The following is a 24740-nucleotide window of genomic DNA, read 5'->3' on the forward strand; positions in this document are numbered from 1 at the left end:
GGCGCTCAGCGCCCGCCACGGGGGTCTGGGGGCGTCCCAGGCCTCAGACGGGAGGGTTTCCCGCACCGCGCACAGCTCGTCTCTCCTGAGAACTCGCACCGGCGTCGTGGCCATGCCGGTGTCGAGGCGCTGACCTCTGGGTATTGTTGCCCCACGTGAGTACGCCGCGATTCCTCGACCTGCCGCCTGGCGTCGCATCACAGAAGATCGAAACGCCACAGGGCACGTTCGCGGTCCTGGAGGCGGTTCCGGTCAGTGGTGTGATCGAGCGCTGGCCCGCGCTGCTGGTCCCCGGCCTGACGGGCAGCAAGGAGGACTTCCTCGCGGTCCTGATGACGCTGGCCCAGTCGGGCCGCCGGGTGGTGGTCGTCGACCTGCGCGGCCAGTACGAAACGCCGGGCCCGGACGATCCCAGGGCCTACACGTGCGCCGCGCTCGGGTCCGACATCGACACGCTCGCCCAGGTCGTCGGCGGCGGCGAGCCCGTGCACCTGGTGGGCCACTCCTTCGGCGGCCTGGTGGCCAGGGAGGCGGTGATCGACGGGGTGACGAAGTTCGCGTCGTTCACGCTGATGAGCTCGGGTCCAGGCCCCATCGAGGGCCGGCGGGCGCGCAACGCCAGGACGATCGCCGAGGAGGTGCCGGCGCTGGGCCTGGAACACCTGTGGCACCACAGGTTCGAGCCCGAGGCGCTGGCCGGCGACGTGTCCGACGACATCAGGGAGTTCCTGCACAGGCGCCTGATCAGCAACTCGCCGACCGGCCTGGCACGGATGGCCGAGCAGGTGCTGACCATGCGCGACCGCACCGACGAGCTGCGCCAGATCGAGGTGCCCACGCTCGTCCTGTACGGCGAGCACGACGACGGATGGCCGCCGGAGGCGCAGTCGGACATGGCCGCCAGGCTCGGAGCCGACTCCGTGGTCGTGCCGGGCGCGGTGCACTCCCCCGCCGTGGAGGCGCCGGAGACGACGGCGGCGGCGCTGGTGAGGTTCTGGAATTCGGCCGAGAAACAGTACTTGGACACAAGGTCCACTGCCGTGTAATCCTGCGTTCACCATGAGGGGCATCGAAGACATCGTCGTCCAGCCGCCGCAGAGCGCGACGTGGCAGGTGCATCTCGACCGCTCGATGTGGGTCGGCGGCGTACGCGGGCTCATGTTGCAGGCGCTGCACCCGCCGGCGATGCGCGGCGTCTGGCAGAACTCCACCTTCCAGGACGATCCTTTCGGCCGCCTGCGCCGCACCGCCGACTTCGTGGGCCGGGTGACGTTCGGCAGCCCGGAGGAGGCCGACGAGATCGGCCGGCGGGTGCGCGGCATCCACCGGGCCCTGCGCGTCCACGATCCCGACACCGGCGGGACGCACCGGGTCGACGACCCCGAGCTGCTGCTCTGGGTGCACTGCGCGGAGGTCTCGTCGTACCTCGAGGTGGCCAGGCGCGGCGGGCTCGGGCTGACCGAGCGGCAGGCCGACCGCTACCTGCGCGAGCAGCGCAAGAGCGCCACGTACGTCGGCCTGCATCTCGACGACGTGCCCGGCTCGTGCGCGGAGATGGACGCCTACTTCAAGCAGATGCGCCCCAGCCTGCGCGTGACGGAGGAGGCGGCCTCGACCGTGCGCTTCCTGATGTGGCCGCGGTTGCCGCGCGAGCTCAGGCTGCTGTCCCCCGGCAAACCCGGCTACTTCCCCTTCGGCGCGCTCTGTTACTTCACGCTGCCCGACTGGGCCAGGCGCATGTACGGCGCGCTGCCCGAGGTGCCCGCGGCGGCCGTGACGGCCGGGCTCGCGGCGTTCAGGCTGGCCATGAACGCGCTGCCCGAGCCCGTGCACGACCGTGCGTTCATGCCGGCCACGCGGCGGATGTTGCGGGCCTCCAGGGAGCGGCTCGGCGCCGCCGGCTACGACGTGAGCAGAGGGCTCAAGGGGCTGACCGATCCCCGCCGCTGGCCGAAGTCCCCGGCCGCCTGACGGGCGCGAGCACGCCCGCGACCAGCACCGCGGCTGACACGCCTGCCATGGCCCAGCCGCCCGTGTCCAGGCTCGTCCCGTCGAACAGCACGCCGAGCAGCGCGGACGCGGTCGCCGCACCCACGTAGCGGGACGCCTGGAAGAAACCCACCGCACTGCCCGTGTCGCGCCCGCCCGCGTGCACGAAGACCAGCGAGTTGAGCCCGAACTGGCTGAAGGCCGACGCCACGCCCAGCAGCGCCGCGACCACCGGCACCAGCATGACGGGGCCGACCGCGAGCATCGCGCAGGATCCCGCCACCAGCAGCGCGCCGCTCACCATCAGCACGGCCCGCATGCCGAGCCTGGCCGCCAGCGTCACCGCGACGGGGGTCGCGACGATCGCCAGCACGGACAGCGGCAGCACCAGCAGCCCGGCGACGTGCGCGGGCACGCCGCCGACTTGTTGCGCCCAGAGCGGCAGCGCGAGGAACGCCAGGTAGAAGACCACGTTGACGAGCGCGTACTGGCCGTAGGTGGCCAGCAGCCGCGGGTTCTGGCGCGGCAGCAGGGCCTGCCGTGCGCCGTCCACGCGCACCTTGGGCAGCCACCGCAGGGCGGCGGCGAACGCGACCGCCGCGAGCGGCACGTTGACCAGGAAGATCGCCCGCCATCCCCATAAGGAGATCAGGAATCCGCCGAGCACGGGTCCGATGGCGGCGCTGGCGGTGAGCACCATCGAGATCATCGCGATGACGCGCGGCGGCGGCCTGCCGTCGGCGTCGGCCATCGCCGCCTGCACGATCACCATGCCCGCGGGCATGGTGGCGCAGCTGCCGAACGCCTGCAGGAGCCGCACCGCCACCAGGGCCGGGTAGGTGGGCGCGAGCGCGGCCAGCACGCCGGTGACGGCCATCGTCACCAGCCCGGCGCAGAACACCAGTCTCGGCCCGAACCGGTCCGCCAGCGTTCCCATCAGCGGCGGCACCATGATGCCGATGAAGTAGAAGCCCCCGGCCAGCCAGGTGACGGCGGCGATCCCGACGTCGAACTCGGCCTCGATGCCGGCCAGGGCGACCGCGATCATCGATGAGTTCAGCGGGTTGAACAGCGAGCCCAGCGCCACCGCGGCCGGTAACCGCTCCACGCCCTTCACGGTCCGGCCCTCACCGCCAGGGGGTGAGCCCGGCTAGTCGGCAAGCCCGTCCCAGGGGCGGCGCTCCGGCCCTGCGGCCTGCCCTTCGGGGCAGTGGCGGCGGAAGTCGCACCAGGAGCAGATGGGGCCGGGGGCAGGCGCGAACAGCTCGTCGACCTCCGCCGGCACGGCGGCGGGTCCGACGGGTGGCCGGGTGGACGGCCGCTCGCCTGGCGGGGCCGCGGGTTTGCGCGCGGGCGCCGCCACGAGCTCGCGGTAGCGTTCGTCGGCCTCGGCGGCCTCGGTCGCGACCTCCTCCGCGCGCCGCAGGTGGCGGGTGAGCGACTCGTCGGTGTGCCGCCACTGGACGATCTCGCCGGTCGGCAGGTGGTGGAGCTCGACGGTGCGGCAGGGCGTGCGCATCATCGTGGAGGCGGCGATGGCGTAGGCGGCCAGGGCGAGCGAGGAACGGGCGTCGTCCTGGGTGAGCGGGCGGCGGCCGGTTTTGTAGTCGACCACGACCAGCTCGTCGCCGCGCCGGTCGAGCCGGTCGATGCGGCCGGACAGGGCGACGACCTTGGTGCGGGTGGCGACCGTGCGCTCGACGCCGACCGGATCGTCAGCAGGATCTAAAGTCGCGACATATCCGGACACGAGGTCGCGAGCGCGGCCCAGCCACCGGCCCGACTGCTCGGCGTCCTTGAACCCCTCGGTGATCCACCCGTTCGTGACGAGGACGGCCGCCGTCAGCGGGGTCCTGCGTTCGTACGGCTCCCGCCACCAGCCCGCCAGCGCGTTGTGCACGCTCGCCCCGACGCTGTTGTGCGCCCAGGCGGGGCCCTTTGACGGCTGCGGCCGGTCGAGATAGGTGAACCGGTAGCGGCGGCGGCAGTCGAGCCAGGTGTTCAGCCGCGACGGCGTGCAGGAGTAGAGCCGCCGCGGCATCCCTTCCAGCGGAAGCTGCGTGTTCATCCGCCCTCACCCCCGCGAGGCGGCCGGACGGGACCCGTCCACCCTGCTCATGGCCTCACTCGTCGCCGGGTCCGAGGCGGATGCCGGAGATCTTGGTGCCGTCGGTGAGCGGGCCGTCGTCGTCGGCGGGCTCGGTGTCGACGCGGGTCAGCGACCCGGACACCCAGTCGTCGAAGTGCGGCTCCAGGTCGCCGACCGTGACCTCGTCGCCGTGGACGGCCAGCACCCGCGTCTCGCCGGGCAGCGTGAACAGCCGCCCGCCGATCGAGGTCAGCTGGTCGGCCAGGGCGGGATATTCGCCGCCCAGCTTGCCGGGGCCGTCGGCCTGCAGGGCCTTGCCGGTGAACACGGCGCCGAGCCCCTCGCAGTAGAGCGACACGCCGCCGGGCGTGACGCCAGGGGTCTCCATGACGTCGAGCTGGACGTCGGCCACCTCGAAGACGCCGTCGTCCTCCATGTCGATGTCGGGCCAGGTCTCCGACCAGGTCTCCCGCCACAGCGGCTTGTCCTTGGGATGCAGGGCGACCACGGCCTCGTCTCTGCTGGCCACCTCGATGGCGGCGCCGACGTGGTCGGGCAGGCCCGCCGTGCAGATGACGGCCAGCACCTCACGCTCGCCCACCTGCTCAAGGATCTTGTCGGCGTCACGCGCCGCGTCGATGACGATCACTTCGTCGTCGTCACCCACGATCCAGGTGTTGTTCTCGACCTTGTGCTCGGTGCCGTCGATGTCGACGACGCCCTCGGTCACCACTCGCTCGATACGCGCTGTCACGCCTCCGAACTCTAGCCCGTCTACACGAGAGCGCGAATCGCCGTCGCCCGTCCTACTCCTCGAGCCGGGGAGAGAACGCACCGAATGGGACATCCAGGTCGTGATCCCGCGCGTCGATCAGCGACAGCTCGGTCAGCGCGATGAGGCAGCCGGCGTCGGCCGGCCAGGCGATCGTCCACAACCAGTTGCCGAGCGCCTCGCCGGCGTAGACCGCCCGGTCGGCCTGCCCGTTCACGCACCACATGGCGGTGGGATGGCCGAGCACCTGGATCTTGGCGTTCGGCGGGCCGGCGTCGAACCCCGAGCCCGGGTCGGGGCCGTCGAGGCCGGCGAACGCCGCGCCCAGCCCGATGCCCGGCTCCTCCGCGATCACGAGCAGGTCGGCGGGCCCTTCCATGAGCGACGGCCCGCTCAGCGCGACCACGCTGGCGCGACCGCCGGTGCGCTGGTCGCCCACCTCGCCGAAACCGGTCACCAGCCAGCCGGCCGGCAACGGCCATGGCAGCCACACGGGAACCACGGAGCTCTTGCGGATCGCCTCCAGCGCCGTGCTGGTCGGCGGCCATGGAGGCTGATAGGGCAGGACATCCCCGTGCGTGTCGCATCGATACGCACTCGACCAGGCGCTCGGCTCGTGAAGCCGGCCAGAACATCGTGGGCAGGTTGCAGCCGCTCTCACAGCTACCCACGGTGCTTCCTTCTGCGGCGTTGCGTCAAGGGCGGTTCTCGTTATCTCGTCGTAATCTTGGTCATGTGCGCGTAAATTGTATTGGGGCGATAGTTTTTGATGCCTTTGACCGAATTCTCCTTGTGCAGCGGGGGCATCCGCCCGGCATGGGCCTGTGGTCCATCCCCGGCGGCAGGCTGGAGCCCGGCGAGACCGACGCCGCGGGACTGCGGCGCGAGGTCCTTGAGGAGACAGGGCTGCACGTGGAGGTGGGCCGCCTGGCCGGCGCGGTTGAGCGCCCCGGACCCGGCGGGGTCACGTACGTGATCCGCGACTATCTCGCGGCCGTCACCGGCGGAACCCCCGCGGCCGGTGACGACGCCGCGGACGTGCGGTGGTGCGGCATGGACGAGCTGGCCCGGCTGCCGCTCACCGAAGGACTGCTCGACACGCTGACGGGCTGGGGCGTGTTGCCGCGCTAGCCGGCTCCTACCTGCTGGCGGACAGGCTGGAGGTCCACAGGATCAGATGGTCGGCGTTGTACGTCGTCGACCGGCCGAGGGCCACCACCTCCGCCCCTGAGGCGTCGACACGCGAGACCGCCACCGCCGACAACCACTGCATGCCCTGCCCCGCCAGCCTGTCCTTCGTCAGCTCCATCCGGTTCCACGACAACCCGTCCTGCGAGGTCCAGGCCGCGCTGTCGCCCTCACCGGGCGCGCCGTGCCAGCCGACCGCCACCAGGCCCTCATCGGCCGCCGCCAGGTCATAGACCGCCGCCGCCTGCTCCGCGGGCAGCCAGGCCGTACGCCACGTGGCACCGTCGTCGTCGGAGGCGGCCGCGAACGCCCGCCGCGCGCCGTCCACCAGCGCCGTGCCGATCGCCACCAGCTTGCCCTGGTACGCCGTGACCCGCCGCAGCCCCGCCGAGGTGGCGCCGGGCGGGGACACCGCGTCGCGAGCGGTCCAGTTGACGCCGTCGTCGGAGTGCCACACGACGCTGTTCTCCTGCTCGGCGGCGCCCGAGCCGCCCACAGCCACGAAGCCGTCGGAACTGGCGACCGCGTCGTGGACCCGCACGCCGGAGCCGCCGTGCGGCAACTTCTCCGATCTGGTGAACTTGCGCAGGTCAGGGGTGAACCAGATGGCCGTGCTCGACGCGCCCGCCTGGTCCTTGGACTCGCCCACCAGGACGTACCCCTGCTTGCCTGCCGTCACCACGTGCGTCGTCAGCGAGGGGTGGTCCTTGTCGCGGGCCAGGTCGCCGGAGACGTCGAGCCTCTTCCAGCTCTCGCCGTCGGCGGAGGTGACGAGGAGGGGGTCGGTGACGGCCACGTTCGTCTCGGTGGCGCCGACCGCCAGCCAGCCCCGCTCCCCATGCGTGACGTCCTCCAGCGACTGCCTGCCCGGCCCGCCGAGGCTCATCGACTTCCAGCTCTGCCAGTTCTTGATCGTCCACAGGCCGGCGTCGCCGGACGCCGAGCCGACGGCGACGTACCTGCCGGAGAAGCTGGCCAGCGCGGTCGTCTCGCGCGCGATCCGCGACAGGCCCTCGACCTCGCCGAGCTTGACGCGCGCCGCCGCACCGCGCGGGGGCGCGGCCATGAGCACGAGCTGGTTGTCGACGTCGGACGCCGCCTGGTCGCCGCCGGCGAACAGGGTGCCGCTGTCGGAGATCGTGAACCCGCGCAGGGTCGCGCCCCGCAGGTCCGCGAAGTCGGCCCGCTTGTCCCAGTCGCGGGCGTTCGTACTGGTCAGCACGGTGTACCTGCCGAGGCCGGCCTGCGTGATCGCCGCGACGCCGGACTTGTGGGAGATCAGCGACTCCACGCCGGGGCTCTCGCCGCTCAGGCCGCCGATGGTGCCGCACTGCTTCCACTGCGCCCCTGTCGGCGAGCAGTAGACGCGTACGTCACCCGTGACCGTGCGCTGCCGCGTCGGCACCAGGACGAACTGCTTGGGCAGCAGGCCCAGCGTCCCGGTGCGCGGCACGGCCTCGGGGAGCTGGAAGCCGGTCGCCTGCCAGTGACGGCCGCCGTCAGCCGAGCGCAGCACCCGCGATCCCTCGCCGACCGCGGGTTGCCCGACGGCCACGACGGTGTCGCCCCTGGCCACCACGGCTCTGATCTCGCCCACTTCCAGCCCTCTGGTCTCGACGCGCTCCCACCTGGCGCCGTCGTCCGAGCGCCAGGCCGCGGGCCCGGACCCGCCGTCCTCCCCCGTCGTACGCCCCACCGCGACGAACCCCGAGGCCGTCCGCGCGATGTCGTGAATGTGGTCACCGGCCCGGAACGCGGCCCCGCCCGGCTGCTCCACGGCCGTCCAGCTGAACCCGTCGGTGCTGGTCCACAGGCCGCGCTCGCCCGCCAGGCCGTCGCCGCCGCTGGCCAGCCACCGCCCGTCGCCGCCGACAACCCGCTGGACCGTGGGCGAGGAGACGCCGTTCACCTGCCCGAGCTGCCAGGTCTTGCCTCCGTCCGGCGAGAACAGGAACAGCGGGCGCGGCGTGGGGCTCGTCGTGTCGCTGCCGACCGCCACCACCGCCCGGCCCGCCGAGGCCATGTCGTTGAGCTTCTGGTTGACGCCGTCGCCGGCGGCGGGCACGGTGAACAACTCGTCGCCCGAACGCCCGGTGCCCGCCTCCAGGCGCAGGCCGGGGGCCTCGTCGCCGCTCCACTGCCACACGAGCACGCCGGCGGCCACCAGGACCGCCGCGGCCACCGACAGGACGATGGGGGTCGCCCTGCTGCCGCGGCGCATGGGGCCCGCCCTGCGGACGGCGGCCGGCGCCGGGCCCCTGTGGTGCCTGCCGCTCGACCCCTGCGGGCGGGGCGGTCCGGTGGCGACCAGGAGGTCGGGGCGTGTGGGACGTCCCGACGGCGGCCGTCCGACGCGCCGCACCTCCGGCTCGCCCTCCTCCGGGTGCTCCTCCCGCGGCTCGGGCACCGGCTCGGTGTCGGAGGGCTCCTCGACGGGGTAGACCCGGACGTACGGGGGGATGCGGGTGCCCTGGAACGCCTCCGCCTCCTCCACGGCGTCCGGCTCCGGTTCCGGGGGCGGGCCGCCCGCCACGAGCTTGTCGGGGCGGTTGACGACGCGGCGTGGGCGGCGGCGCGGCTCCACCTCGGAATCCACCGTCGGCGAGCTGTACGGCCGGCGCCCCTTGGGCGGTTCCTGCGGCTCGTCCTCCGGGACGGGAGCGGCGAACGGCGGCATGTCCCACGGTGATGCCAGCGGTAATCCCCTGGCCCGGTCGTCGGTGGGCCCCGGCGGCGCGTGGCTGATCCTGGGCTCTTCAGTAGATTGCGGTTCCGACGCCCCCTCAGAACGCGGGTCGTCGTCACCCGGCGGTCGCCGTGGCGGTTCGCTGGGGCCGGAGGCCACGCGCCGTACCTCCTCGTCGAACGTGTCGTACGGGTGGAACTCGTCGATCAATCGGGTCGTGTCCGGGCATGGGAACGGTCGAAACGACTACCTCCGGGAAACCCTCGCCGTCCCCACAGGATCCAGACCAGCATGACTCGGCCGGAATAGCGAGACCTCTCTAGCGAGATTCCCGGCACCCCGTGCCTGATTTATCCAGAAACAGTGCTTATTGACCGCTTTTTGGCTAGATACAACACACCGCCCGCGTAAACCGCGAGCTGCACCGCGGTACCCAGCAGCGCCTGCCAGGGCACCGGCACGTTCGGCTGGTCGAGGGCCTCCTCCAGGCTGCCGGCCGCCGCGCTCAGCCCGAAGGCGAGCACGTTGTTCATGACGTGCAACCCGATCGCCGCCTCCAGACCCCCCGTCCGCACCGTCAGCCATCCCATCACCGCCCCGAACACGAACACGTCGACCAGCCCGGCCGGCTGATACCCGTGCAACGACGCGAACAACGCCGCCCCGATGAGGATCGACCAGATCGGATTGCGCACATGCGCGCCCACCGCCTGCACGAACCAGCCGCGGAAGACGTACTCCTCGGCGGCCGCCTGGAAGGGCACCAGCAGCACGATCACGATCAACGCCGGCAGGAAACCCTCCCAACCGGCCCAGCCGAACATCTCGCTGCTCTCGCCCGAGGCCGACATGACCAGCAACTGCGTGCCCTGGCCGGCCGCCAGCGCCAGGACCGCCAGCCCCGCGCAGCGCGCCATCCAGGACCAGCGCAGCCGCCCGGTCACGGACGAGACCGTGCCGGGGCGGCGGCGCTGGATGAGCGCCACCGTGCCGAGCACGAGCAGGATCATCGGCGCGAGCGACAGCAGCAGGACCACCAGAGCGAACTCCGGATTGCCGGAGAGCTGCCCGCTGGGCTCGATCGTGAACGGGATGCCGGCCAGCAGCGACACCAGCATGCCCGCGAACACCACCACCAGGCCGAGCGTGAAGAACCCCGCGGCGATGATGAGCGTCCCGACGATCGCCCGCCACGGATGGGACGCGGCGGTCCTGGCCATGTGGTCGTAGCGGGCCCCACGCGGTGTCGGCAGGAACCAGGGCTGGCGTCGGGGCGGGTACGGGTAGCCCGGCGGCGGCGCGCCGTACGGGAACTGTGGCCCTGGGTTTTCCTGCATCCATCCATTCTGTCCGCTTGGTGAGCATTAGTTCACAGACGGCGCGCTCTTTTAGGCGGATGCTCGGGATCGTAGGCATTCGAACCTGGGAGCAGTCCATGTCAAGGCTGGGACCTGTCATCACCCTCGCGGCAGGCGCGGTGCTCGCCGCGGGACTCGGTGTCGCCAGCGTCAACGCGGCACCCGCGGCCGACAACACGGCCGCGAACACAGCCGCGGAGGCGCCCTCCGCAGAGGAGACCACCCCCGCGCAGGAGAACACCACGGAGTCGCCTCCCACGGCGACGAACACCGCGCAGCCCTCCCCCTCACCCTCCCGCACCGAGCCCAAGAAGATCACCAGGGCCGACTACGGCGGGCGCGTCAAGGGCAACGGCGGCCTCATCGCCATCTCGATCAGGAACGGCAAGGCCATCGGCTACTTCTGCGACGGAAGGACCGAGGCCTGGTTCAAGGGCAAGGAGTCGGCGGGCGAGCTGTCGCTGACCGGCTTCGGCAGCGCCAAGGTCACGGCCGCGCTGGGAGGCGGCAAGGCCAGGGGCACGGTCGCCCTCGGCGGCGAGAAGTGGAGCTTCGTCGCGCCCACGGTCGTCAAGCCGTCGGGCCTCTACCGCGCCACCGCGATCGTCAGGGGCGCCAAGCTCAGGGCGGGCTGGATCGTCCTGAAGAACCCGCAGGGCGGCTTCACCCAGGTCGGCGCCGCCGTCCTCGGCGAGGAGCAGCTCGACATCCCACGGCTGGACGGCGAGCGGCCCACCACCCCCCTCACCGTGGACGACACCACGGTCTACCCCAAGGACGTCGACGGCTTCATCGAGGAGATGTCATGACAGCCATCCACCAGCGGCCCTCCCGCAGCCTGACCCCGCTGCTGTGGCCGCTGATCGCCGGAGGGCTGGTCGTGGTCGCGCTCGGCGTCTTCGGGCGGGCCCACACGCCCACCGGGTTCGCGGTCGGCGTGGCCGGCTTCTCCGCCGCGCTGCCGATGAAGGTCTGGCTCACCACGGGCGCGTTCGTCCTGGCGATCGTGCAGGTGGTCTCGGCCCTGTCGATGTGGGGCAGGCTCGGCGTCACCGTCCCGCCCGGCGTGCACCGCTGGTCGGGCCGGATCGCCTTCCTTCTGACGATCCCCGTCGCCTTCCACTGCCTCTATGCCCTGGGCCTGCAGTACGACGTGCCCAGGGTGCTGGTGCACTCGCTGCTCGGCTGCTTCTTCTACGGGGTGTTCACCGCGAAGATGCTCGCCCTGCCCAAGCGCGGCGCGCCGGGCTGGACGCTGCCGGTGCTCGGCGGGGCGGCGTTCACGGTGCTCGTCGGGCTCTGGCTGACCTCGTCGTTCTGGTTCTTCACCGCCATCGGCTTCAAGGTGTGAAGGAGGTCGTACGGGTCAGCCCGGCGGCCCGCCCCTTGGCCGCCACGACGAGCGCCATCTTGCGGGAGGCCTCGTCGATCATCTCGTCGCCCAGCATGACCGCGCCGCGCTTCTCGACCGTGGTGTAGTAGTCGTACGCCTCCAAGATGAGCTCGGCGTGGTCATAGTCCTCCTGCGCCGGCGAGAACACCTCGTTGGCCGCGTCGACCTGGGAGGGATGCAGCACCCACTTGCCGTCGAACCCGAGCGCGGCCGCCCTGCGCGCCACCTTCACGAAGCCCTCGACGTCCTTGATCTGCAGGTAGGGGCCGTCGATCACCTGCAGGTCGTGCATCCTGGCCGCCATGAGCAGGCGCATGAGGATGTAGTGGTAGGCGTCGCCCTCGACGTAGCCGGGCGGCTGCTCGCCGACGACGAGCGTGCGCATGTTGATCGAGGCCATGAAGTCGGCCGGGCCGAAGACCAGCGTCTCCAGCCGCCGCGACGACCCCGCGATGGCGTCGACGTTGACCAGCCCGCGCGCGTTCTCGATCTGCGCCTCGATGCCGATGCGGCCCACCTCGTGGCCCATGGCCTTCTCGATCTGGGCGAGCAGCGTGTCGAGCCAGACGACCTCGGTGGAGTCCTGGACCTTGGGCAGCATCAGGCAGTCGACGAACTCCCCCGCGCCCTCGACGACCTCGATCACGTCGCGGTAGGTCCACTGGGTGGTGAGGTCGTTGACCCGGACCACCCGCGTCTTGCCCGACCAGTCGCCCTCGCGCAACGCGGTCACGATGTTCTTGCGCGCCTCCTCCTTGGCCTGGGGCGCGACGGAGTCCTCCAGGTCGAGGAAGACCTCGTCGACGGGCAGGGTCTGGGCCTTGTCGAGGAAACGGGGGTTGCTGCCTGGCACGGCGAGCACCGAACGACGGGAGCGCATGCGCACACGGTACTCGTCCGCGGCCCCGGCTCGGCCGTACAGTCGGAGCTGTGAGCGACAACACCTCTGCGATCCAAGAGGGCGCGAAGAAGTCGGGCATCCTCTGGCTCACCCTCGACCGCCCGCGGCTGGCCTGGCACTCCTGGCACGACGGCGCGATCTACGTGGTGACGGGCGGCGAGGAGCAGCAGTTGCCCGGTCTCGACCGGCTCGACCGGGTGCGTGTCACGCTGCGCAGCAAGGACAACGGAGCCAGGCTGGTGGAGTTCGACGCCGCGGTGTCGGTCGTCGACCAGGCCTCGGACGCCGACGCCGTGGCGGTGCTGGCGAAGGAGCGGCTCAACGCCCGCGACGGCGAGGGCCTCACCGAGCGCTGGGCCCGCGAGTGCACCGTCGTGCGCCTCACCCCGGAGCGGTGACCGCGGCCGGTTCCTCGATGACCTGGGGTTCGGGCGCCTCCGGGGGCTGGGCGGAGGCGGTGGCGGTCTGGGCGAGCAGCGCACCCGAGAGCACGATCAGCCCTCCCACGATCTGGAACACGCCGAGCGTCTCCCCGACCAGCGCCCAGGCCACCACCGCGCCCGCGATGACCTCCAGGGACGCGACCGTGGCTCCCACGGCGGCCGACAACCGCCGCACGGCGTACATGCTCAGGATGTACGCCATCGAGGTCGCGACGACCGCCATGCAGAGGTAGGCCCCGATCACCGGCAGCGTGACGGCGCCCTCCGGGGTGGCGGAGACCGTGAAGGCCTCCCAGGGGATGTTCCAGGGCTGCGAGACCGGGATCAGCAGGACGGCCGCGCCCAGCAGACCCCACGCGATCAGGCCCAGCGGGTCGATGTCGTCGCCGAAGCCATCGCACATCAGGAAATATCCGGCGCAGCACGCCCCGGCCAGCAGGCCGAGCAGCAGGCCCAGCGCATCGATCCGCAGCCCCTGCCAGGCCTCGACCACGATCGCGAGGCCCACGACCGCCACGACCGCTCCGACGTACGCGGCCCGGGCGAGCCTGATCCTGCGCACGACCCGCACCCAGGCCACCACCATCACCGGCGCCATGAACTCCAGCAGCAGCGCGACCCCCACCGGCAGCCTGGTGATGGCCACGAAGTACAGTGACTGCACGCCCGCGACGCCCATGAGCGCGTAAAGGCCGAAGAACGGCAGTTTGGACCGGGCGATCCGCAGCGCGCTCGGCCTCACCACGGCGAGCACGGCCACCAGCAGCAGCCCCGCTCCCGCCATCCGCGTCCAGACGGCCTCCATCGGCGCCAGCCCGGCAGCGATGAGGTACTTGGCCATCGGCCCGGCGAACGCGAAACACCACGACCCCACGAACGCGAGCGCCAGCCCCGCATACCTCATCGCACACCATCCGAACCGTAATGACCGTAAAGCGGGTTTGATACTGACACGTCCGGCGTACGGGGCGCAACGGGATAGCCCTGTTAGCCTGGCCACGTGCAGATCTTCGTGGGCCGGCTGCAGGGCACCCCGGTCTTCGACCCCGCCGGCGACCAGATCGGCCGGGTGCGCGACGTCGTGGCGGGCCTGCGCCTCACCCGCCGGCCCAACGTGCACGGCCTGGTGGTCGAGGTGCAGCCGCGCCGCCGGGTCTTTCTGCCCATCACCCGCGTACGCCGCATCGAGGCCGGCGCCGTGGTCTTCACCGGCCGGCTCAACATGCGCAGGTTCGAGCAGCGGGCCACGGAGACACTGGTCATCGGCGAGATGCTCGACCTCACCGTGACCTGCGACGACCAGCCGATGACCGTCTACGACGTGGCCATGGAGGAGGTCAAGCCGTCCACGTGGGAGATCACCAAGGTCGCGCTCCACCGGGGCCGCCGGCGCGACCTGCGGATCGTCGACTGGACCGAGGTGACCGGGTTCGACACGCTGCAGAAGGACCAGGGGGCCGCCGGTCTGATCGCCGCGTTCGAGTCGCTGAGGGCCGCCGACATGGCCAGCGCGCTGCACGGGCTGCCGACCAAGCGCCGCGTCGAGATCGCCCGCGCGCTCAACGACGACCGGCTGGCCGACGTGCTGGAGGAGCTCCCGCCCGCCGACCAGATCGGCATCCTCGGCACGCTGGAGCCCGAGCGGGCCGCCATCGTGCTGGAGGAGATGGCGCCCGACGACGCCGCCGACCTGCTGCACGACCTGCCTCAGGAGCAGGCGGCCAGGCTGCTGGCGCTGATGGAGCCGGAAGAGGCCGCCCCGGTGCGGCGCCTGCTGACCTACCCCGTCGACAGCGCGGGCGGCGTGATGACCAGCGAGCCGGTGATCCTGCCGCCCACCTCCACGGTGGCCGAGGCCCTCGCCCACATCCGCCAGCAGGATCTGACGCCGGCCGTCGCGGCGCAGGTCTACGTCACCAGGCCGCCCACGGAGACGCCGACGGGCACCTACCTGGGCGTCTCGCACTTCCAGCGGCTGCTGCGCGAGCCGCCGTCCACGATTCTCGGCGGCGTGCTCGACCCCTCGATCGACCCCATCAAACCGGAGTTCACGCTGCGCGAGGTCACCTCCTACCTGGCCAACTACAACCTCGTGGCCGCCCCGGTCGTGGACGAGTTCGGCCGGCTCGTCGGCGCGGTGACCGTCGACGACGTGCTCGACCACCTTCTTCCCGAAGACTGGCGCGAAGGGGCCGACCATGACGTCTGAACGCCTCGACCAGCCTCGTGACCTGCGGCGGTCGTTGCGGCCGCACTATGACCCCGAGGCCTTCGGGCGGCTGTCGGAGCGGATCGCCCGTTTCCTGGGCACCGCCCGGTTCATCGTCTACATGACCGTCTTCGTGGCGACCTGGGTGACCTGGAACGTGGCCGCGCCCGATCACCTGAAGTTCGACCCCTACCCGTTCATCTTCCTCACGCTGATGTTGTCACTGCAGGCCAGCTATGCCGCGCCGCTGATCCTGCTGGCCCAGAACCGCCAGGACGACCGCGACCGCATCCAGTACGAGCAGGACCGCGAGACGGCCGAGCGCAACCAGGCGGAGATCGAATATCTGACCCGCGAGATCGCCGGGCTCCGCCTGGCCCTGAACGAGGTGGCCACCCGCGACTATCTGCGCTCCGAGCTCGGGCGCCTGCTGGAGGAGCTCAGGGAGCGCCGGTGATGTCGAGCTTGGCGAGCATCGACCGCACCTCGCCGATCTCGTCAGGGCCCAGCATGTCGAGGAACTGGGTCCTGATGCCGCGCAGGTAGGTCGGCGTCGCCTCGGCCAGCCTGGCCTCCCCGCGCTCGGTCAGCACCGCGAACAGCCCGCGCGCGTCGTCGGCGCAGGCCTCCCTCGCCACCAGGCCGTCGCGCTGCAGCCGGTCGATGAGCCTGGTCAGCCCGCTGCGGGAGAGCAGCACGCGCTCGGCGAGATCGTTCATGCGCAACCGCCGCTCCGGCGCCTCGGCCAGCTGCATGAGCACGTCGTACGACGCCAGCGGCAGGTCGTGGGCGACCAGCAGCTCCGCCTCCAGGTGACGGGTGATGCGCACCTGGGCCCGCTGCAACATCCGCCAGACCGCCAGCTCGTCGGCGGTGAGGCCTTCGTGGCGCAGAAGAGTCACGGAGTAACCTTAAGACGTTGTTGCACGAACATCTAACAGCTCGGATTAACCCAGCGAGGCCGCCGGTTCATACGATGGAGGGGCATCCTCACTGGCGTCCAGCGCCTGTCACACATATACCGACAAAGGAGGGACGGCACTCCCTCGTGCCGAGACTTCGATGGCACTAACCCAGGAAACCGTGACGGCCGCTCTCGCCACCGTCATCGACCCCGAGATCCGCCGCCCGATCACGGACCTCGGCATGGTCAAGAGCATCGAGATCGCTTCCGGCGGCGCGGTGCGCGTCGGCGTCTACCTCACGGTGGCCGGCTGTCCGATGAAGGACACCATCCGCCGCGACGTGAAGAACGCCGTCGCCAAGCTCGACGGCGTGACAGACGTGCAGCTCGAGCTCGACGTGATGAGCACCGAGCAGCGCAAGGCCCTGCAGACCAAGCTGAGAGGCGACCGGGGCCCGGAGAAGGAGATCCCCTTCAACCAGCCCGGCTCGCTGACCCGCGTCTTCGCGGTGGCCAGCGGCAAGGGCGGGGTCGGCAAGTCGTCCGTCACCGTCAACCTGGCCGCCTCCATGGCCTCGAGCGGCCTCAAGGTCGGCATCGTCGACGCCGACATCTACGGCCACAGCGTGCCCCGCATGCTGGGCGCCGCCGAGAAGCCCACCAAGGTCGAAGACATGATCATGCCGCCGGTGGCCCACGACATCAAGGTCATCTCGGTCGGCATGTTCAAGCCGGAGGGCAACACGGCGGTGGTGTGGCGCGGGCCGATGCTCGACCGGGCCCTGCACCAGTTCCTCGCCGACGTCTACTGGGGCGACCTCGACGTGCTCCTGCTCGACCTGCCCCCGGGCACCGGCGACATCGCCATCTCGGTGGCGCAGCGGCTGCCGTCGGCGGAGATCCTGGTCGTGACGACGCCCCAGATGGCCGCCGCCGAGGTGGCTGAGCGCGCCGGCTCCATCGCCGCGCAGACGCACCAGCAGATCGCCGGCGTCATCGAGAACATGGCGTGGCTGCCGTGCCCCCACTGCGACGAGCGCATCGCGGTGTTCGGCGAGGGCGGCGGCCAGACGGTCGCCGACGCGCTGACCCGCACCCTCGGCGCCAGGGTGCCGCTGCTCGGCCAGGTGCCGATCGACCTGCGGCTGCGCGAGGGCGGCGACGAGGGCAAGCCCCTGGTCCTGACCGACCCCGACTCGCCGGCCGCCGCGGAGCTGCGCTCGATCGCCGGCGCCCTCAGCAAGCGCTCCTCGAGCCTCAAGGGCCTCCAGCTCGGCCTCGCGCCCCGCGGCTGACCCGCGACCCCGCCGCCCGGCCCGCGCCTGAGCTCACGAACCGCTGACGTTGAGCGCGGACCGGGCCGTCTCGGAGTCCTCGGCGAGGTCGAGGAGCATGGCGGCGGTGTCGGCTCGGCTGTGCGGGCGGGGCTTCGCCAGCAGGCCGGTGCCGGTGGTGATGGCGCCGGTCGCGGGCCTGTCGACGAGCCGGTTCAGGCGGGCGATGGTCCAGTCGAGGTCGGCTGCGGAGACGACCCGCTCCATCCGGGACACGTCGGCGTACGGCGTGGCCAGGACGCGGCGCAGAATCCAGATCGGCACGCGGGGCCGCACGCCCACAATGGGATAGGCGCTGACGACGACCAGCCGGCGGACACCGGCGTCGGCCATGGCGGTGATGAGCACACGCGCCGACTCGGCCGCCAGGTGGGGGTCGCGGCGGCCGCCACCGGGCAGCAGCGAGATCACCGCGTCGACGCCGGCAAGGGCCGCGCGCACCGTGTCCAGGTCGCGGCCGTCGTTGTGCACGATCTCCGCCGGCGCAGCGACCGCGTCCAGCGCGTCAGGCCGTCGGGTGAACGCGACAACGTGGTGACCGCGCCGCCGCGCCTCTGCCAGCAGGCACAGCCCGGTGCGGCTGGTCGCGCCCAGAACCACGATCTTCATGATGGCTTCTCCTGGTCGAGGTGGTGGAGCAGGGTCAGCAGCAGGCCATGCAGGGCGGCGGTGTCGTCACTGGATCTTCCGCCGAACGGAGCGAGCATGCGCTCGTCGAGCGCCACGACCTTCTGCCGGGCGGATTCGACGAGCTCGGCTCCCGCGCCGGTGAGGGTGAGACGGACGGCCCTGGTGTCGTCGGGGTCGTCCTGACGCTCGATGAGCCCGGCCTGTTCCAGCGTGCGAGCGAGCTTGGAGACGTACATCGGTTCCAGGCCGGCGAAGTCGGCGAGCCGGCGCTGGGAAGGTGACGCCCCGTTACGGGACAGCTCACACAGGGCCGCCAGCAGGCCGTACTGCGCGTTGGTCAGCCCCAAGGGGGCCAGCGCCCGGTCGAGCGCGGTCCTGCAGCGCAACGCCACCTGCCAGAGCAGCCATCCGGTCGAGGGCACCTGCTCCCGTTCGAGATCCACGTCAAGTAGTAAACTTTATTACTATAACCATGGCAACTATTCGCCCGGCACGGGTTGCCGCAATCACCGCTGAAAAGCACGCCGGCCACGGCCGGCGCAAGGGCGCGACCGTCGCCGCCGAGCGGGATCGCCCGGGGCGGCCGGCGTCACCCGGTGCCGTCAGGTGGCCTCGGAGTCATAAGGGGGGAGCTCGCCGTAGCCGAGCTCGTCCACCGGGTCGGGTGTGGCGGGGGCCGTGGACGCCGGCTCCAGCTCGCGCGGCTTGTTGTTCCAGTCGTCCTCGATGTCGTCGAGGAGATGTTTGCGGACGAACGTGCGCGGGTTGAGGTCGGCGGGGTCGAAGTTCGAGAACTCCGGGCCCAGCCCGGCACGCAGGTCGTCGCGCGCGTTGGTGGCCATGCGCCGCAGGTTTCGCAGCGTCCGGCCCGCCTGCGAGGCGGCCTGAGGCAGTTTGTCGGGGCCGAAGACGAGCAGCGCGATGACGATCAGCGCCGCGAATTCCCCCCACCCGAGTCCGAACACCGTGAGCTCCTACCGCAGTCCAACCTCTCCGAGGACAACCCCGGCCTATCCACAGACTAAGGGCTCTCCGGCGTAGGTCGGTCGCCGCCCCATGGTCATTTCTGCTGCGAATCCCGTGCCCAGCCGCCCGATCCGCTCCCGCGCGCAGCCGCCCGGTCCGCCACTTGCCCCCGCCACTTGCCCACGGACCAACACCCGCGGGCCGGAACACCCGCACACCGCGCGAACAGCCGGGCCGCCACCCCGCACACGAACCACCGCGCGGGGACCGGGGTGCCTGGTCACCACGCGGACGGCCGAGCCCGGTTCGTTACGGCGGCACGGCGGGGAAGCCGGTGAGCGTCACCCTGGAAGGCCGGTCAGGCACGCCGGCGGGTGGGGCCAGGTCGGCTGTGCCGTGAAGGGAGGAGCGATCGGCTGCTGTGGCGGAGCAGCCGATCCACAGACGACCGAACGCGCTCAGGACGGGGTCGGGGCGGGCTGGTCGTCGGCCTCGACGGTCAGCGTGGCGCTCTGCTCCTGGCCCGCGCGCTGGAACTTGATGTTGATCGTGGAGCCGGGCGCCTTGCTGCGGATGAGCGCGATCAGCTCGTTGCCGTCCTGCAGCGCGAGCCCGTCGATCTCCAGGATGATGTCGCCCGCCTTCAGCCCGGCCTTGCCGGCGGGCCCGTCGGCGTCGACCGGCTGCTGGCCGCCGACCGGCTCCGAGGCGATGCGTACGCCCTGGCCCTTGTAGTCGCGGTCGAGGAGGATGCCGATCTTGGGACGCTTGGCCTTGCCGGTGGCGATCAGCTCTTCCGCCACCCGCCGCGTCTGGTTGACGGGGATCGCGAAGCCCAGGCCGATGCTGCCGCTCTGGCTGTTCAGCGAGCGGCTGAGGGTGGCGATCGCCGAGTTGACCCCGACGACCTCGCCGCGGCCGTTGACGAGCGGTCCGCCGGAGTTGCCGGGGTTGATGGCGGCGTCGGTCTGGATCGCGCTGATGTAGGCGGGCTCCTCGGAGCTGGCGCCGGTGTCGTCGCCCGCGATGACCGGGCGGTTGAGCGAGCTGACGATGCCGGTCGTCACCGTGCCGGTCAGTCCCAGCGGGGAGCCGACGGCGATCACGGGGTCGCCGACCACGACCTGGTCGGAGTTGCCGAGGGTGATCTCGGGCGTGCCGAACGTGTCCTCGGGCTTGATCACGGCGAGGTCGGAGCCGGGGTCGCGGCCGACGATGCGGGCCGTGGTGGTCTTGCGGTTGTTGAACATGATCCTGATCTCTCCGCCCTTGGCGGCCGGGGAGACCACGTGGTTGTTGGTCACCACGTAACCGTTCTTGATCACGAAGCCGGATCCCGAGGCGCCTTCGGTGGCCATGCCGTTGCCGGCCTCGATGGAGACCACGCTCGGCAGCACCCGGGCGGCCACGCCCGCCACCGAGTCGGGGGCCCGGTTGGTGGCGCCGGTCGGCACCGGGCCCAGGCTGTAGCCGGGGTCGTTGTCGCTGGTCGGCTTGGTGAGCAGGTAGGTGCCCACGCTGCCGAGCAGGGAGGCCACCAGGGCGATGACGACCGCGGTCGAGATGAGAAAGCCGGTGCTCGGGATGCGGCGCGGCCTGCTCCCGTGGCTGTGCGCGCCCGAGGGCGGCGGCGCCCAGCCCGCGCCCATGCCGAGTGCCTGGCGCGGAGGCGGCGGTGGCGCGCCTCCGTAGGAGGGCGGGCCGCCGAAGAGCGGGGCTTCGTACGCCCGCGTGCCGCCGTCAGGGCGGCCGAACGCGAGATTCTCCTGCGTGCCGCCATCGGGACGGCCATAGCCACCCTCGCCGCCGTCAGGACGGCCATAGCCGCCCTCACCGCCGTCAGGGCGGCCGAACGCGGGATTTTCCCGCGTGCCGCCTTCCGCGAGCCCGAAGAACGGCCCGTCCTGGGAGCGTGGGTCCCGATCGGACGGCGGGCCGCCGTAAGGGCTCGCGCCCGGCTCGGACGGCAGGCCGTCATGGGCGCGGGCACCCGGGTCGGGCGGGCCGAAGGAGGGTGCACCGGGCCGCGGGCCGCTCTGGCCGGAAGTGTCCGGCGCGGCCCCGCCGTCGGTGGGCGAGCCGCCGGACGGGCGGCTGTCGTACGGTGGCGTGCCGGGACGCTCGGAACGGCCGGACGGGTCGCCCCAGGAGGTGCCGAAAGAGGCGGGCGGCTCGGGCCGCTTGCCTTCGTGCTCGGGCGCGTCCTCCGCGGGCAGGAAGTCCGGCCGCCCCTGTGGCTCGGGGTAGTCCGACGTCGTGCGTCCTTCGTTGGGGCGCGTCTCGTCGGTCATCTAAGTCTCACCACTCCTTGGCTCGGCCACCGCAATCGTCGCTCTTGCGGCATACGAGGGTCATAAAGCATTTGTCAGGAATCGCTTGTGACAAATCCCGAACCCAGATCGTATGCCCCACGCGTCGTTGACTACGCCACCCCAAGTATCCCAGGCATGGTGCGATCTCAAGGTGTGGCGGTGGGGGGAGCACTCGTCGGCGAGTTGCGATCGGGCTGCTGGAAGAGCTCGACCGGAGGCGCGGGGTTGCTCTGGCCCACGCCGGTGGCTGCGAAGAACGTGCCGAGCGCGACGGCCGCGGAGACCACCCCGACCGCCACGTAGGTCGTGCGCCGCCTACTACCCCCGCGCCCAGGGCCCGTGGCCCCACCAGCGGCGTCCCGGCGCGGGCGGTTGTCGAGAGGCGCGATGCTGTGCGGCCCAGGGATCGGCACCCCGCCGAAGGTGCGAGTGGGGAAAGGGCGCTCCCTCGGGGGCAGCGGCCCTCCCGGCTCCGCCATCCGGAGCAGGGACATCGTCAGGTCGGCCGGCATCGCGGGATCGTCGAGCGAGCGCAGGCGCGACTTCAGCGCCCGCATCGACTCGACCTCTCGCCGACAGTCAGCGCAGAAGGTCAGATGGGCAAGCGCGCGCTCGCGTTCGGTGTGGTTGAGCTCCCCGTCGACAAGCGCGGATACGCGTTCTCCAAGATGAGCCATATCAGTTTTCCTCCCCACGGGTCACGGTCGGGGGGAGTTGAGAATTACGGGGGGCTCGGTGGTCGAGCGCCTCCCGCAACTGCGCCCGGCCACGGTGAATCCGGCTTCGGACCGTGCCCAGCTTGACGCCGAGCGTGGCCGCGATCTCTTCGTAGGACAGGCCCTCGATGTCGCAGAGCACGATCGCGGCCCGGAACTCCGGGGCGAGCGCGTCGAGGGCGGCCTGGATGTCGGGCTCCAGATGGGCGTCGTCGAGCGCCTGGGCAGGAGACGGCTCACGACCGCGCAACCGCTCGGCGGCGTCGTCGGCCAGCCCCTCGAACCTGATGCGCTGCTTGCGCCGCGCCATGTCGAGGAACAGGTTGGTCGTGATCCGGTGCAGCCATCCCTCGAAGGTGCCGGGGGTGTAGCTCGACAACGACCTGAAGACCCGGACGAAGACCTCCTGGGTCAGGTCTTCCGCGTCGTGGACATTGCCGGTCAGCCGGTACGCCAGCCGATACACCCGTGCGGAGTGGGTCCGCACCACTTCCTCCCATGTGGGAGGAGTCCAGTCAGACGACACCGGAGTATCTGTCTGGTGGTCGCTTTCGTCCACCAGAACTCCTCTCTCTGGGACCACCGCTACCGCCATAGTGCCTGGTTTCGTCCCTTCGTGCGCACTGCCTGCCTTCCGGACCGGCAAAGCCCGTTTAAACCTGCAACGCCTCAGGTCCCTCCTGAGTTCCCGTCCCGGCGTGTCTCCCATAGGCTGCGATCGACACCAATCACGTGTATGACCTTTTGCGACAATCGCACGAAAGTGGGGGGAGGCGGCCGATGACCACTCCGGTGGAGGCCACTCTGGCCTATGCGGAGCAGTTCCATCATGAGGATGAGATCGTGCACGCTGCGCGGCAGCGCGGGCTCGAGATGGGGGCCACGCCCATCCTTCCCGGTGGCGGGGCGGCTCTGTGCTTCCTGGCCACCGCGGTCAACGCCAAGTCCGTCGTCGAGATCGGCACGGGCTGCGGCGTCTCCGGTCTGTGGCTGCTGCGCGGCATGCGCACCGACGGCACGCTGACGAGTGTCGACGTCGAGCCCGAGCACCAGCGGCTGGCCCGGCAGGCGTTCGCCGAGGCGGGCTTCTCGGGCGGGCGGGTGCGGCTCATCTCGGGCCGGGCGCTCGACGTGCTGCCACGGCTGTCGGACGGCGGCTACGACATGGTGTTCGCCGACGGCGCCAAGCACGAATACGCCGACTACCTCTCCGAGGCGGTCCGGCTGCTGCGCGTGGGCGGCATCGTGGCCTTCGACAACATGTTGTGGCACAACCGGGTGGCCGACCCGGCGCAGCGTGACCCCGAGACGGTGACGCTGCGCGAGGTGGGCAAGCTGGTGCAGTCGGACGACCGGCTCCGCTCGGTGCTGATGCCGCTGGGCGACGGCCTGCTCGCCGCCATCAAGATCGCCGACTGACGCCCGTCAGGTGCGCGTGAGCCACTCCAGGAGCACGCGCACGCCGAAGCCCGTGGCGCCCTTGCTCAGGGTGCCCTCGTCGACCGTGCTGCGCCCGACGCCGGCGATGTCGAGGTGCGCCCACGGCCGCTGCCCCGCGAACTCCCGCAGGAACAACGCCGCCGTGATCGACCCCGCACCGAACCTCGACCCCGACTCGACGTTGCTGAGATCGGCGATCGGCGACTTCAGCGCGGGCACGTAGTCCTCGATCAGCGGCATCCGCCAGAGCCGGTCGTCCGCGGTCTGGCCGGCGTCGACGAGCTGCTTGGCCAGCGCGTCGTCGGTGGAGTAGACGGCGCCCATGTTGCGCCCGAGCGCGACGGTGATCGCCCCGGTGAGCGTGGCGACGTCGACCACCGCGTCGGGGTCGAGGACGGCGTCGGCGTAGGCGAGCGCGTCGGCCAGCACCAGGCGTCCCTCGGCATCGGTGTTGAGCACCTCGACGGTGCGGCCGCCGTAGTGCTTGATGACGTCGCTGGGCCGCTGCGCCGTGCCGGACGGCATGTTCTCGGCGGCCGCGACCAGCCCGGTGACCCGCACCGGCGCGCCCAGCCTGGCCAGCGCGCCGAGCACGGCGATCACGGTCGCGCCGCCAGCCATGTCGGTCTTCTGGGTCTTCATGTTGTCCGTCGGCTTCAGCGACAACCCGCCGGAGTCGAACGTGATGCCCTTGCCCACCAGCACCACGTGCCGGTCGGCCGGCCGCTCGGGCGTGTAGGAGAGCTGGATGAGCCGGGGCGGGCTGGCCGAGCCGCGGCCCACGGCGAGAATGCCGCCGAAGCCTTCGGCCTGGAGTCGCTCTTCGTCCCACACCTTGACCGGCAGGCCGCTCTCGGCGGCCCGCTCGGCGAGCCAGGCGGGGTTCTTCACCGAGGACGGCGTGTTGGCCAGGTCGCGGGCGAGCGCCACCGCCTGGGCGACCACCTGCGCGCGGCGCACCTGGGCCTCGTCGGCCCCCGCGAACGCGAGCGTCCGCACCGCCGGCTTGCCCACCTTGCCGATCTTGTACGAGTACGCCGCCAGCAGCGCCGCCTCGGCGAAGGCCGCCACGTCGCCGCCGGGCGGCACCACGGTCAGCGTGTCCTTGCCCTTGACCCTGCGCGTGAGCGCCGCACCGGCCCGGCGCAGCGCGCGCGGGGAGCCGTCGCCGACGCCGTAGAGCAGCACGCGGCGCACACCGCCACCCCGTGCCACCGGGACCTCGACGACCTCTCCAGCCTCTCCCTCGGCCTCGTAGTGTGCCAGCAGGTCGGACACGGGCAGGTGCAGCTCGACCGCGTACGCTGGGGTGAGGTCAGAGGTGTAGGGGACGGCCAGCAGCTCGGGATCGTCGGAAACCTCGGCGACCACCGACGCAGTGGTCTCTATGGGCACGGAATCTCTCCTCGA

Annotated in this window: 26 protein-coding genes; 10 read left to right on the top strand and 16 right to left on the bottom strand. The window is 71.4% G+C overall.

Annotated elements, in window-relative coordinates; all coding sequences use genetic code 11:
- Positions 1-155: 155 nt before the first annotated feature.
- Both ACZ6SA_RS20460 and ACZ6SA_RS20465 read left to right on the top strand, forming a co-directional pair.
- On the top strand, positions 156-1046 hold the full coding sequence (locus ACZ6SA_RS20460; protein ID WP_347646404.1) for an alpha/beta fold hydrolase: 891 nt from the start codon (positions 156-158) through the stop codon (positions 1044-1046).
- Between the two features lie 13 nt (positions 1047-1059).
- Positions 1060-1971, top strand: coding sequence for an oxygenase MpaB family protein (locus tag ACZ6SA_RS20465; RefSeq protein WP_465829584.1), 912 nt, complete (start codon positions 1060-1062; stop codon positions 1969-1971).
- On the opposite strand, the gene ACZ6SA_RS20470 is transcribed toward ACZ6SA_RS20465, so the two are convergent.
- The 4 genes from ACZ6SA_RS20470 to ACZ6SA_RS20485 are packed head-to-tail and all read right to left on the bottom strand — an operon-like array spanning position 1922 to position 5511.
- The gene (locus tag ACZ6SA_RS20470; protein ID WP_465829586.1) at positions 1922-3097 is read right to left on the bottom strand and encodes an MFS transporter; all 1176 of its coding nucleotides are present in this window, start codon (positions 3095-3097) and stop codon (positions 1922-1924) included. The genes ACZ6SA_RS20465 and ACZ6SA_RS20470 overlap by 50 nt on opposite strands.
- Before the next feature lie 42 nt (positions 3098-3139).
- Positions 3140-4057 carry a RecB family exonuclease gene (locus tag ACZ6SA_RS20475; RefSeq protein ID WP_347646401.1) on the bottom strand — a complete coding sequence of 306 codons (918 nt, stop codon included), beginning with the start codon at positions 4055-4057 and terminating at the stop codon, positions 3140-3142.
- Positions 4058-4112: 55 nt separating this feature from the next.
- Positions 4113-4832 (bottom strand): MBL fold metallo-hydrolase, encoded by a 720-nt coding sequence (locus ACZ6SA_RS20480; RefSeq protein WP_347646399.1) that lies wholly within the window; start codon positions 4830-4832, stop codon positions 4113-4115.
- A 52-nt stretch (positions 4833-4884) separates the two neighbouring features.
- Positions 4885-5511 (bottom strand): DUF6758 family protein, encoded by a 627-nt coding sequence (locus ACZ6SA_RS20485; RefSeq protein WP_347646398.1) that lies wholly within the window; start codon positions 5509-5511, stop codon positions 4885-4887.
- A gap of 74 nt (positions 5512-5585) precedes the next feature.
- On the opposite strand from ACZ6SA_RS20485, the gene ACZ6SA_RS20490 reads away from it, so the two are divergent.
- Positions 5586-5981 (top strand): NUDIX hydrolase, encoded by a 396-nt coding sequence (locus ACZ6SA_RS20490; RefSeq protein ID WP_347646397.1) that lies wholly within the window; start codon positions 5586-5588, stop codon positions 5979-5981.
- Positions 5982-5988: 7 nt separating this feature from the next.
- Here ACZ6SA_RS20490 and ACZ6SA_RS20495 read toward each other — a convergent pair whose 3' ends face one another.
- Positions 5989-8934 (bottom strand): WD40/YVTN/BNR-like repeat-containing protein, encoded by a 2946-nt coding sequence (locus ACZ6SA_RS20495; protein WP_465829589.1) that lies wholly within the window; start codon positions 8932-8934, stop codon positions 5989-5991.
- Between the two features lie 140 nt (positions 8935-9074).
- Positions 9075-10061: a lysostaphin resistance A-like protein gene (locus ACZ6SA_RS20500; RefSeq protein WP_465829591.1), complete on the bottom strand. Its 987-nt coding sequence runs from the start codon at positions 10059-10061 to the stop codon at positions 9075-9077.
- Positions 10062-10159: 98 nt separating this feature from the next.
- On the opposite strand from ACZ6SA_RS20500, the gene ACZ6SA_RS20505 reads away from it, so the two are divergent.
- Together ACZ6SA_RS20505 and ACZ6SA_RS20510 are read left to right on the top strand one after the other, a co-directional pair.
- A complete protein-coding gene (locus tag ACZ6SA_RS20505) occupies positions 10160-10891 on the top strand; it encodes a hypothetical protein (RefSeq protein ID WP_465829593.1) in 732 nt (243 codons plus the stop codon).
- Positions 10888-11433: a DUF6529 family protein gene (locus ACZ6SA_RS20510; protein ID WP_443152393.1), complete on the top strand. Its 546-nt coding sequence runs from the start codon at positions 10888-10890 to the stop codon at positions 11431-11433. The genes ACZ6SA_RS20505 and ACZ6SA_RS20510 overlap by 4 nt, the downstream gene beginning before the upstream one ends.
- Here ACZ6SA_RS20510 and ACZ6SA_RS20515 read toward each other — a convergent pair.
- Positions 11423-12355, bottom strand: a complete 933-nt coding sequence (locus ACZ6SA_RS20515; protein WP_465829596.1) for an HpcH/HpaI aldolase/citrate lyase family protein — start codon at positions 12353-12355, stop codon at positions 11423-11425. The two genes, ACZ6SA_RS20510 and ACZ6SA_RS20515, sit on opposite strands and share 11 nt — an antisense overlap.
- Positions 12356-12405: 50 nt before the next feature.
- On the opposite strand from ACZ6SA_RS20515, the gene ACZ6SA_RS20520 reads away from it, so the two are divergent.
- On the top strand, positions 12406-12774 hold the full coding sequence (locus ACZ6SA_RS20520; protein WP_347646391.1) for a hypothetical protein: 369 nt from the start codon (positions 12406-12408) through the stop codon (positions 12772-12774).
- Here ACZ6SA_RS20520 and ACZ6SA_RS20525 read toward each other — a convergent pair.
- Positions 12758-13723 (bottom strand): EamA family transporter, encoded by a 966-nt coding sequence (locus ACZ6SA_RS20525; protein WP_465829598.1) that lies wholly within the window; start codon positions 13721-13723, stop codon positions 12758-12760. The two genes, ACZ6SA_RS20520 and ACZ6SA_RS20525, sit on opposite strands and share 17 nt — an antisense overlap.
- A gap of 96 nt (positions 13724-13819) precedes the next feature.
- On the opposite strand from ACZ6SA_RS20525, the gene ACZ6SA_RS20530 reads away from it, so the two are divergent.
- Together ACZ6SA_RS20530 and ACZ6SA_RS20535 are read left to right on the top strand one after the other, a co-directional pair.
- Positions 13820-15028 (top strand): magnesium transporter MgtE N-terminal domain-containing protein, encoded by a 1209-nt coding sequence (locus ACZ6SA_RS20530; protein WP_443152391.1) that lies wholly within the window; start codon positions 13820-13822, stop codon positions 15026-15028.
- Positions 15018-15485: a DUF1003 domain-containing protein gene (locus ACZ6SA_RS20535; RefSeq protein ID WP_347646389.1), complete on the top strand. Its 468-nt coding sequence runs from the start codon at positions 15018-15020 to the stop codon at positions 15483-15485. The genes ACZ6SA_RS20530 and ACZ6SA_RS20535 overlap by 11 nt, the downstream gene beginning before the upstream one ends.
- Here the strand turns inward: ACZ6SA_RS20535 and ACZ6SA_RS20540 are convergent.
- Positions 15469-15930, bottom strand: a complete 462-nt coding sequence (locus tag ACZ6SA_RS20540) for a MarR family winged helix-turn-helix transcriptional regulator (RefSeq protein WP_347646388.1) — start codon at positions 15928-15930, stop codon at positions 15469-15471. The two genes, ACZ6SA_RS20535 and ACZ6SA_RS20540, sit on opposite strands and share 17 nt — an antisense overlap.
- 160 nt (positions 15931-16090) lie before the next feature.
- Between ACZ6SA_RS20540 and ACZ6SA_RS20545 the strand changes: the two genes are divergently transcribed.
- The gene (locus ACZ6SA_RS20545) at positions 16091-17227 is read left to right on the top strand and encodes an Mrp/NBP35 family ATP-binding protein (RefSeq protein ID WP_347646387.1); all 1137 of its coding nucleotides are present in this window, start codon (positions 16091-16093) and stop codon (positions 17225-17227) included.
- Positions 17228-17260: 33 nt separating this feature from the next.
- Here ACZ6SA_RS20545 and ACZ6SA_RS20550 read toward each other — a convergent pair whose 3' ends face one another.
- The 6 genes from ACZ6SA_RS20550 to sigE form a co-directional block, all read right to left on the bottom strand.
- Positions 17261-17875 (bottom strand): NAD(P)-dependent oxidoreductase, encoded by a 615-nt coding sequence (locus ACZ6SA_RS20550; RefSeq protein WP_465829602.1) that lies wholly within the window; start codon positions 17873-17875, stop codon positions 17261-17263.
- Positions 17872-18339 carry a MarR family winged helix-turn-helix transcriptional regulator gene (locus tag ACZ6SA_RS20555; protein ID WP_465829604.1) on the bottom strand — a complete coding sequence of 156 codons (468 nt, stop codon included), beginning with the start codon at positions 18337-18339 and terminating at the stop codon, positions 17872-17874. Before ACZ6SA_RS20555 ends, ACZ6SA_RS20550 begins: the two co-directional genes overlap by 4 nt.
- 159 nt (positions 18340-18498) lie before the next feature.
- Entirely contained in the window at positions 18499-18861 is a 363-nt protein-coding gene (locus ACZ6SA_RS20560; RefSeq protein ID WP_347646384.1) for a sec-independent translocase, read from the bottom strand.
- Positions 18862-19320: 459 nt separating this feature from the next.
- Positions 19321-21153 carry a S1C family serine protease gene (locus tag ACZ6SA_RS20565; protein WP_465829607.1) on the bottom strand — a complete coding sequence of 611 codons (1833 nt, stop codon included), beginning with the start codon at positions 21151-21153 and terminating at the stop codon, positions 19321-19323.
- Between the two features lie 167 nt (positions 21154-21320).
- Entirely contained in the window at positions 21321-21851 is a 531-nt protein-coding gene (locus ACZ6SA_RS20570) for an anti-sigma factor family protein (RefSeq protein WP_465829609.1), read from the bottom strand.
- A gap of 1 nt (position 21852) precedes the next feature.
- Positions 21853-22485: an RNA polymerase sigma factor SigE gene (gene sigE, locus ACZ6SA_RS20575; RefSeq protein ID WP_347646382.1), complete on the bottom strand. Its 633-nt coding sequence runs from the start codon at positions 22483-22485 to the stop codon at positions 21853-21855.
- 185 nt (positions 22486-22670) lie between these two features.
- Here sigE and ACZ6SA_RS20580 point away from each other — a divergent pair, with 185 nt between their 5' ends.
- Positions 22671-23309 (top strand): O-methyltransferase, encoded by a 639-nt coding sequence (locus tag ACZ6SA_RS20580; RefSeq protein WP_347646381.1) that lies wholly within the window; start codon positions 22671-22673, stop codon positions 23307-23309.
- 6 nt (positions 23310-23315) lie between these two features.
- On the opposite strand, the gene ACZ6SA_RS20585 is transcribed toward ACZ6SA_RS20580, so the two are convergent.
- Positions 23316-24725, bottom strand: a complete 1410-nt coding sequence (locus tag ACZ6SA_RS20585; RefSeq protein WP_465829612.1) for a leucyl aminopeptidase — start codon at positions 24723-24725, stop codon at positions 23316-23318.
- Positions 24726-24740 lie beyond the last annotated feature (15 nt).

The sequence above is a fragment of the Nonomuraea sp. NPDC049378 genome, from assembly GCF_055586745.1.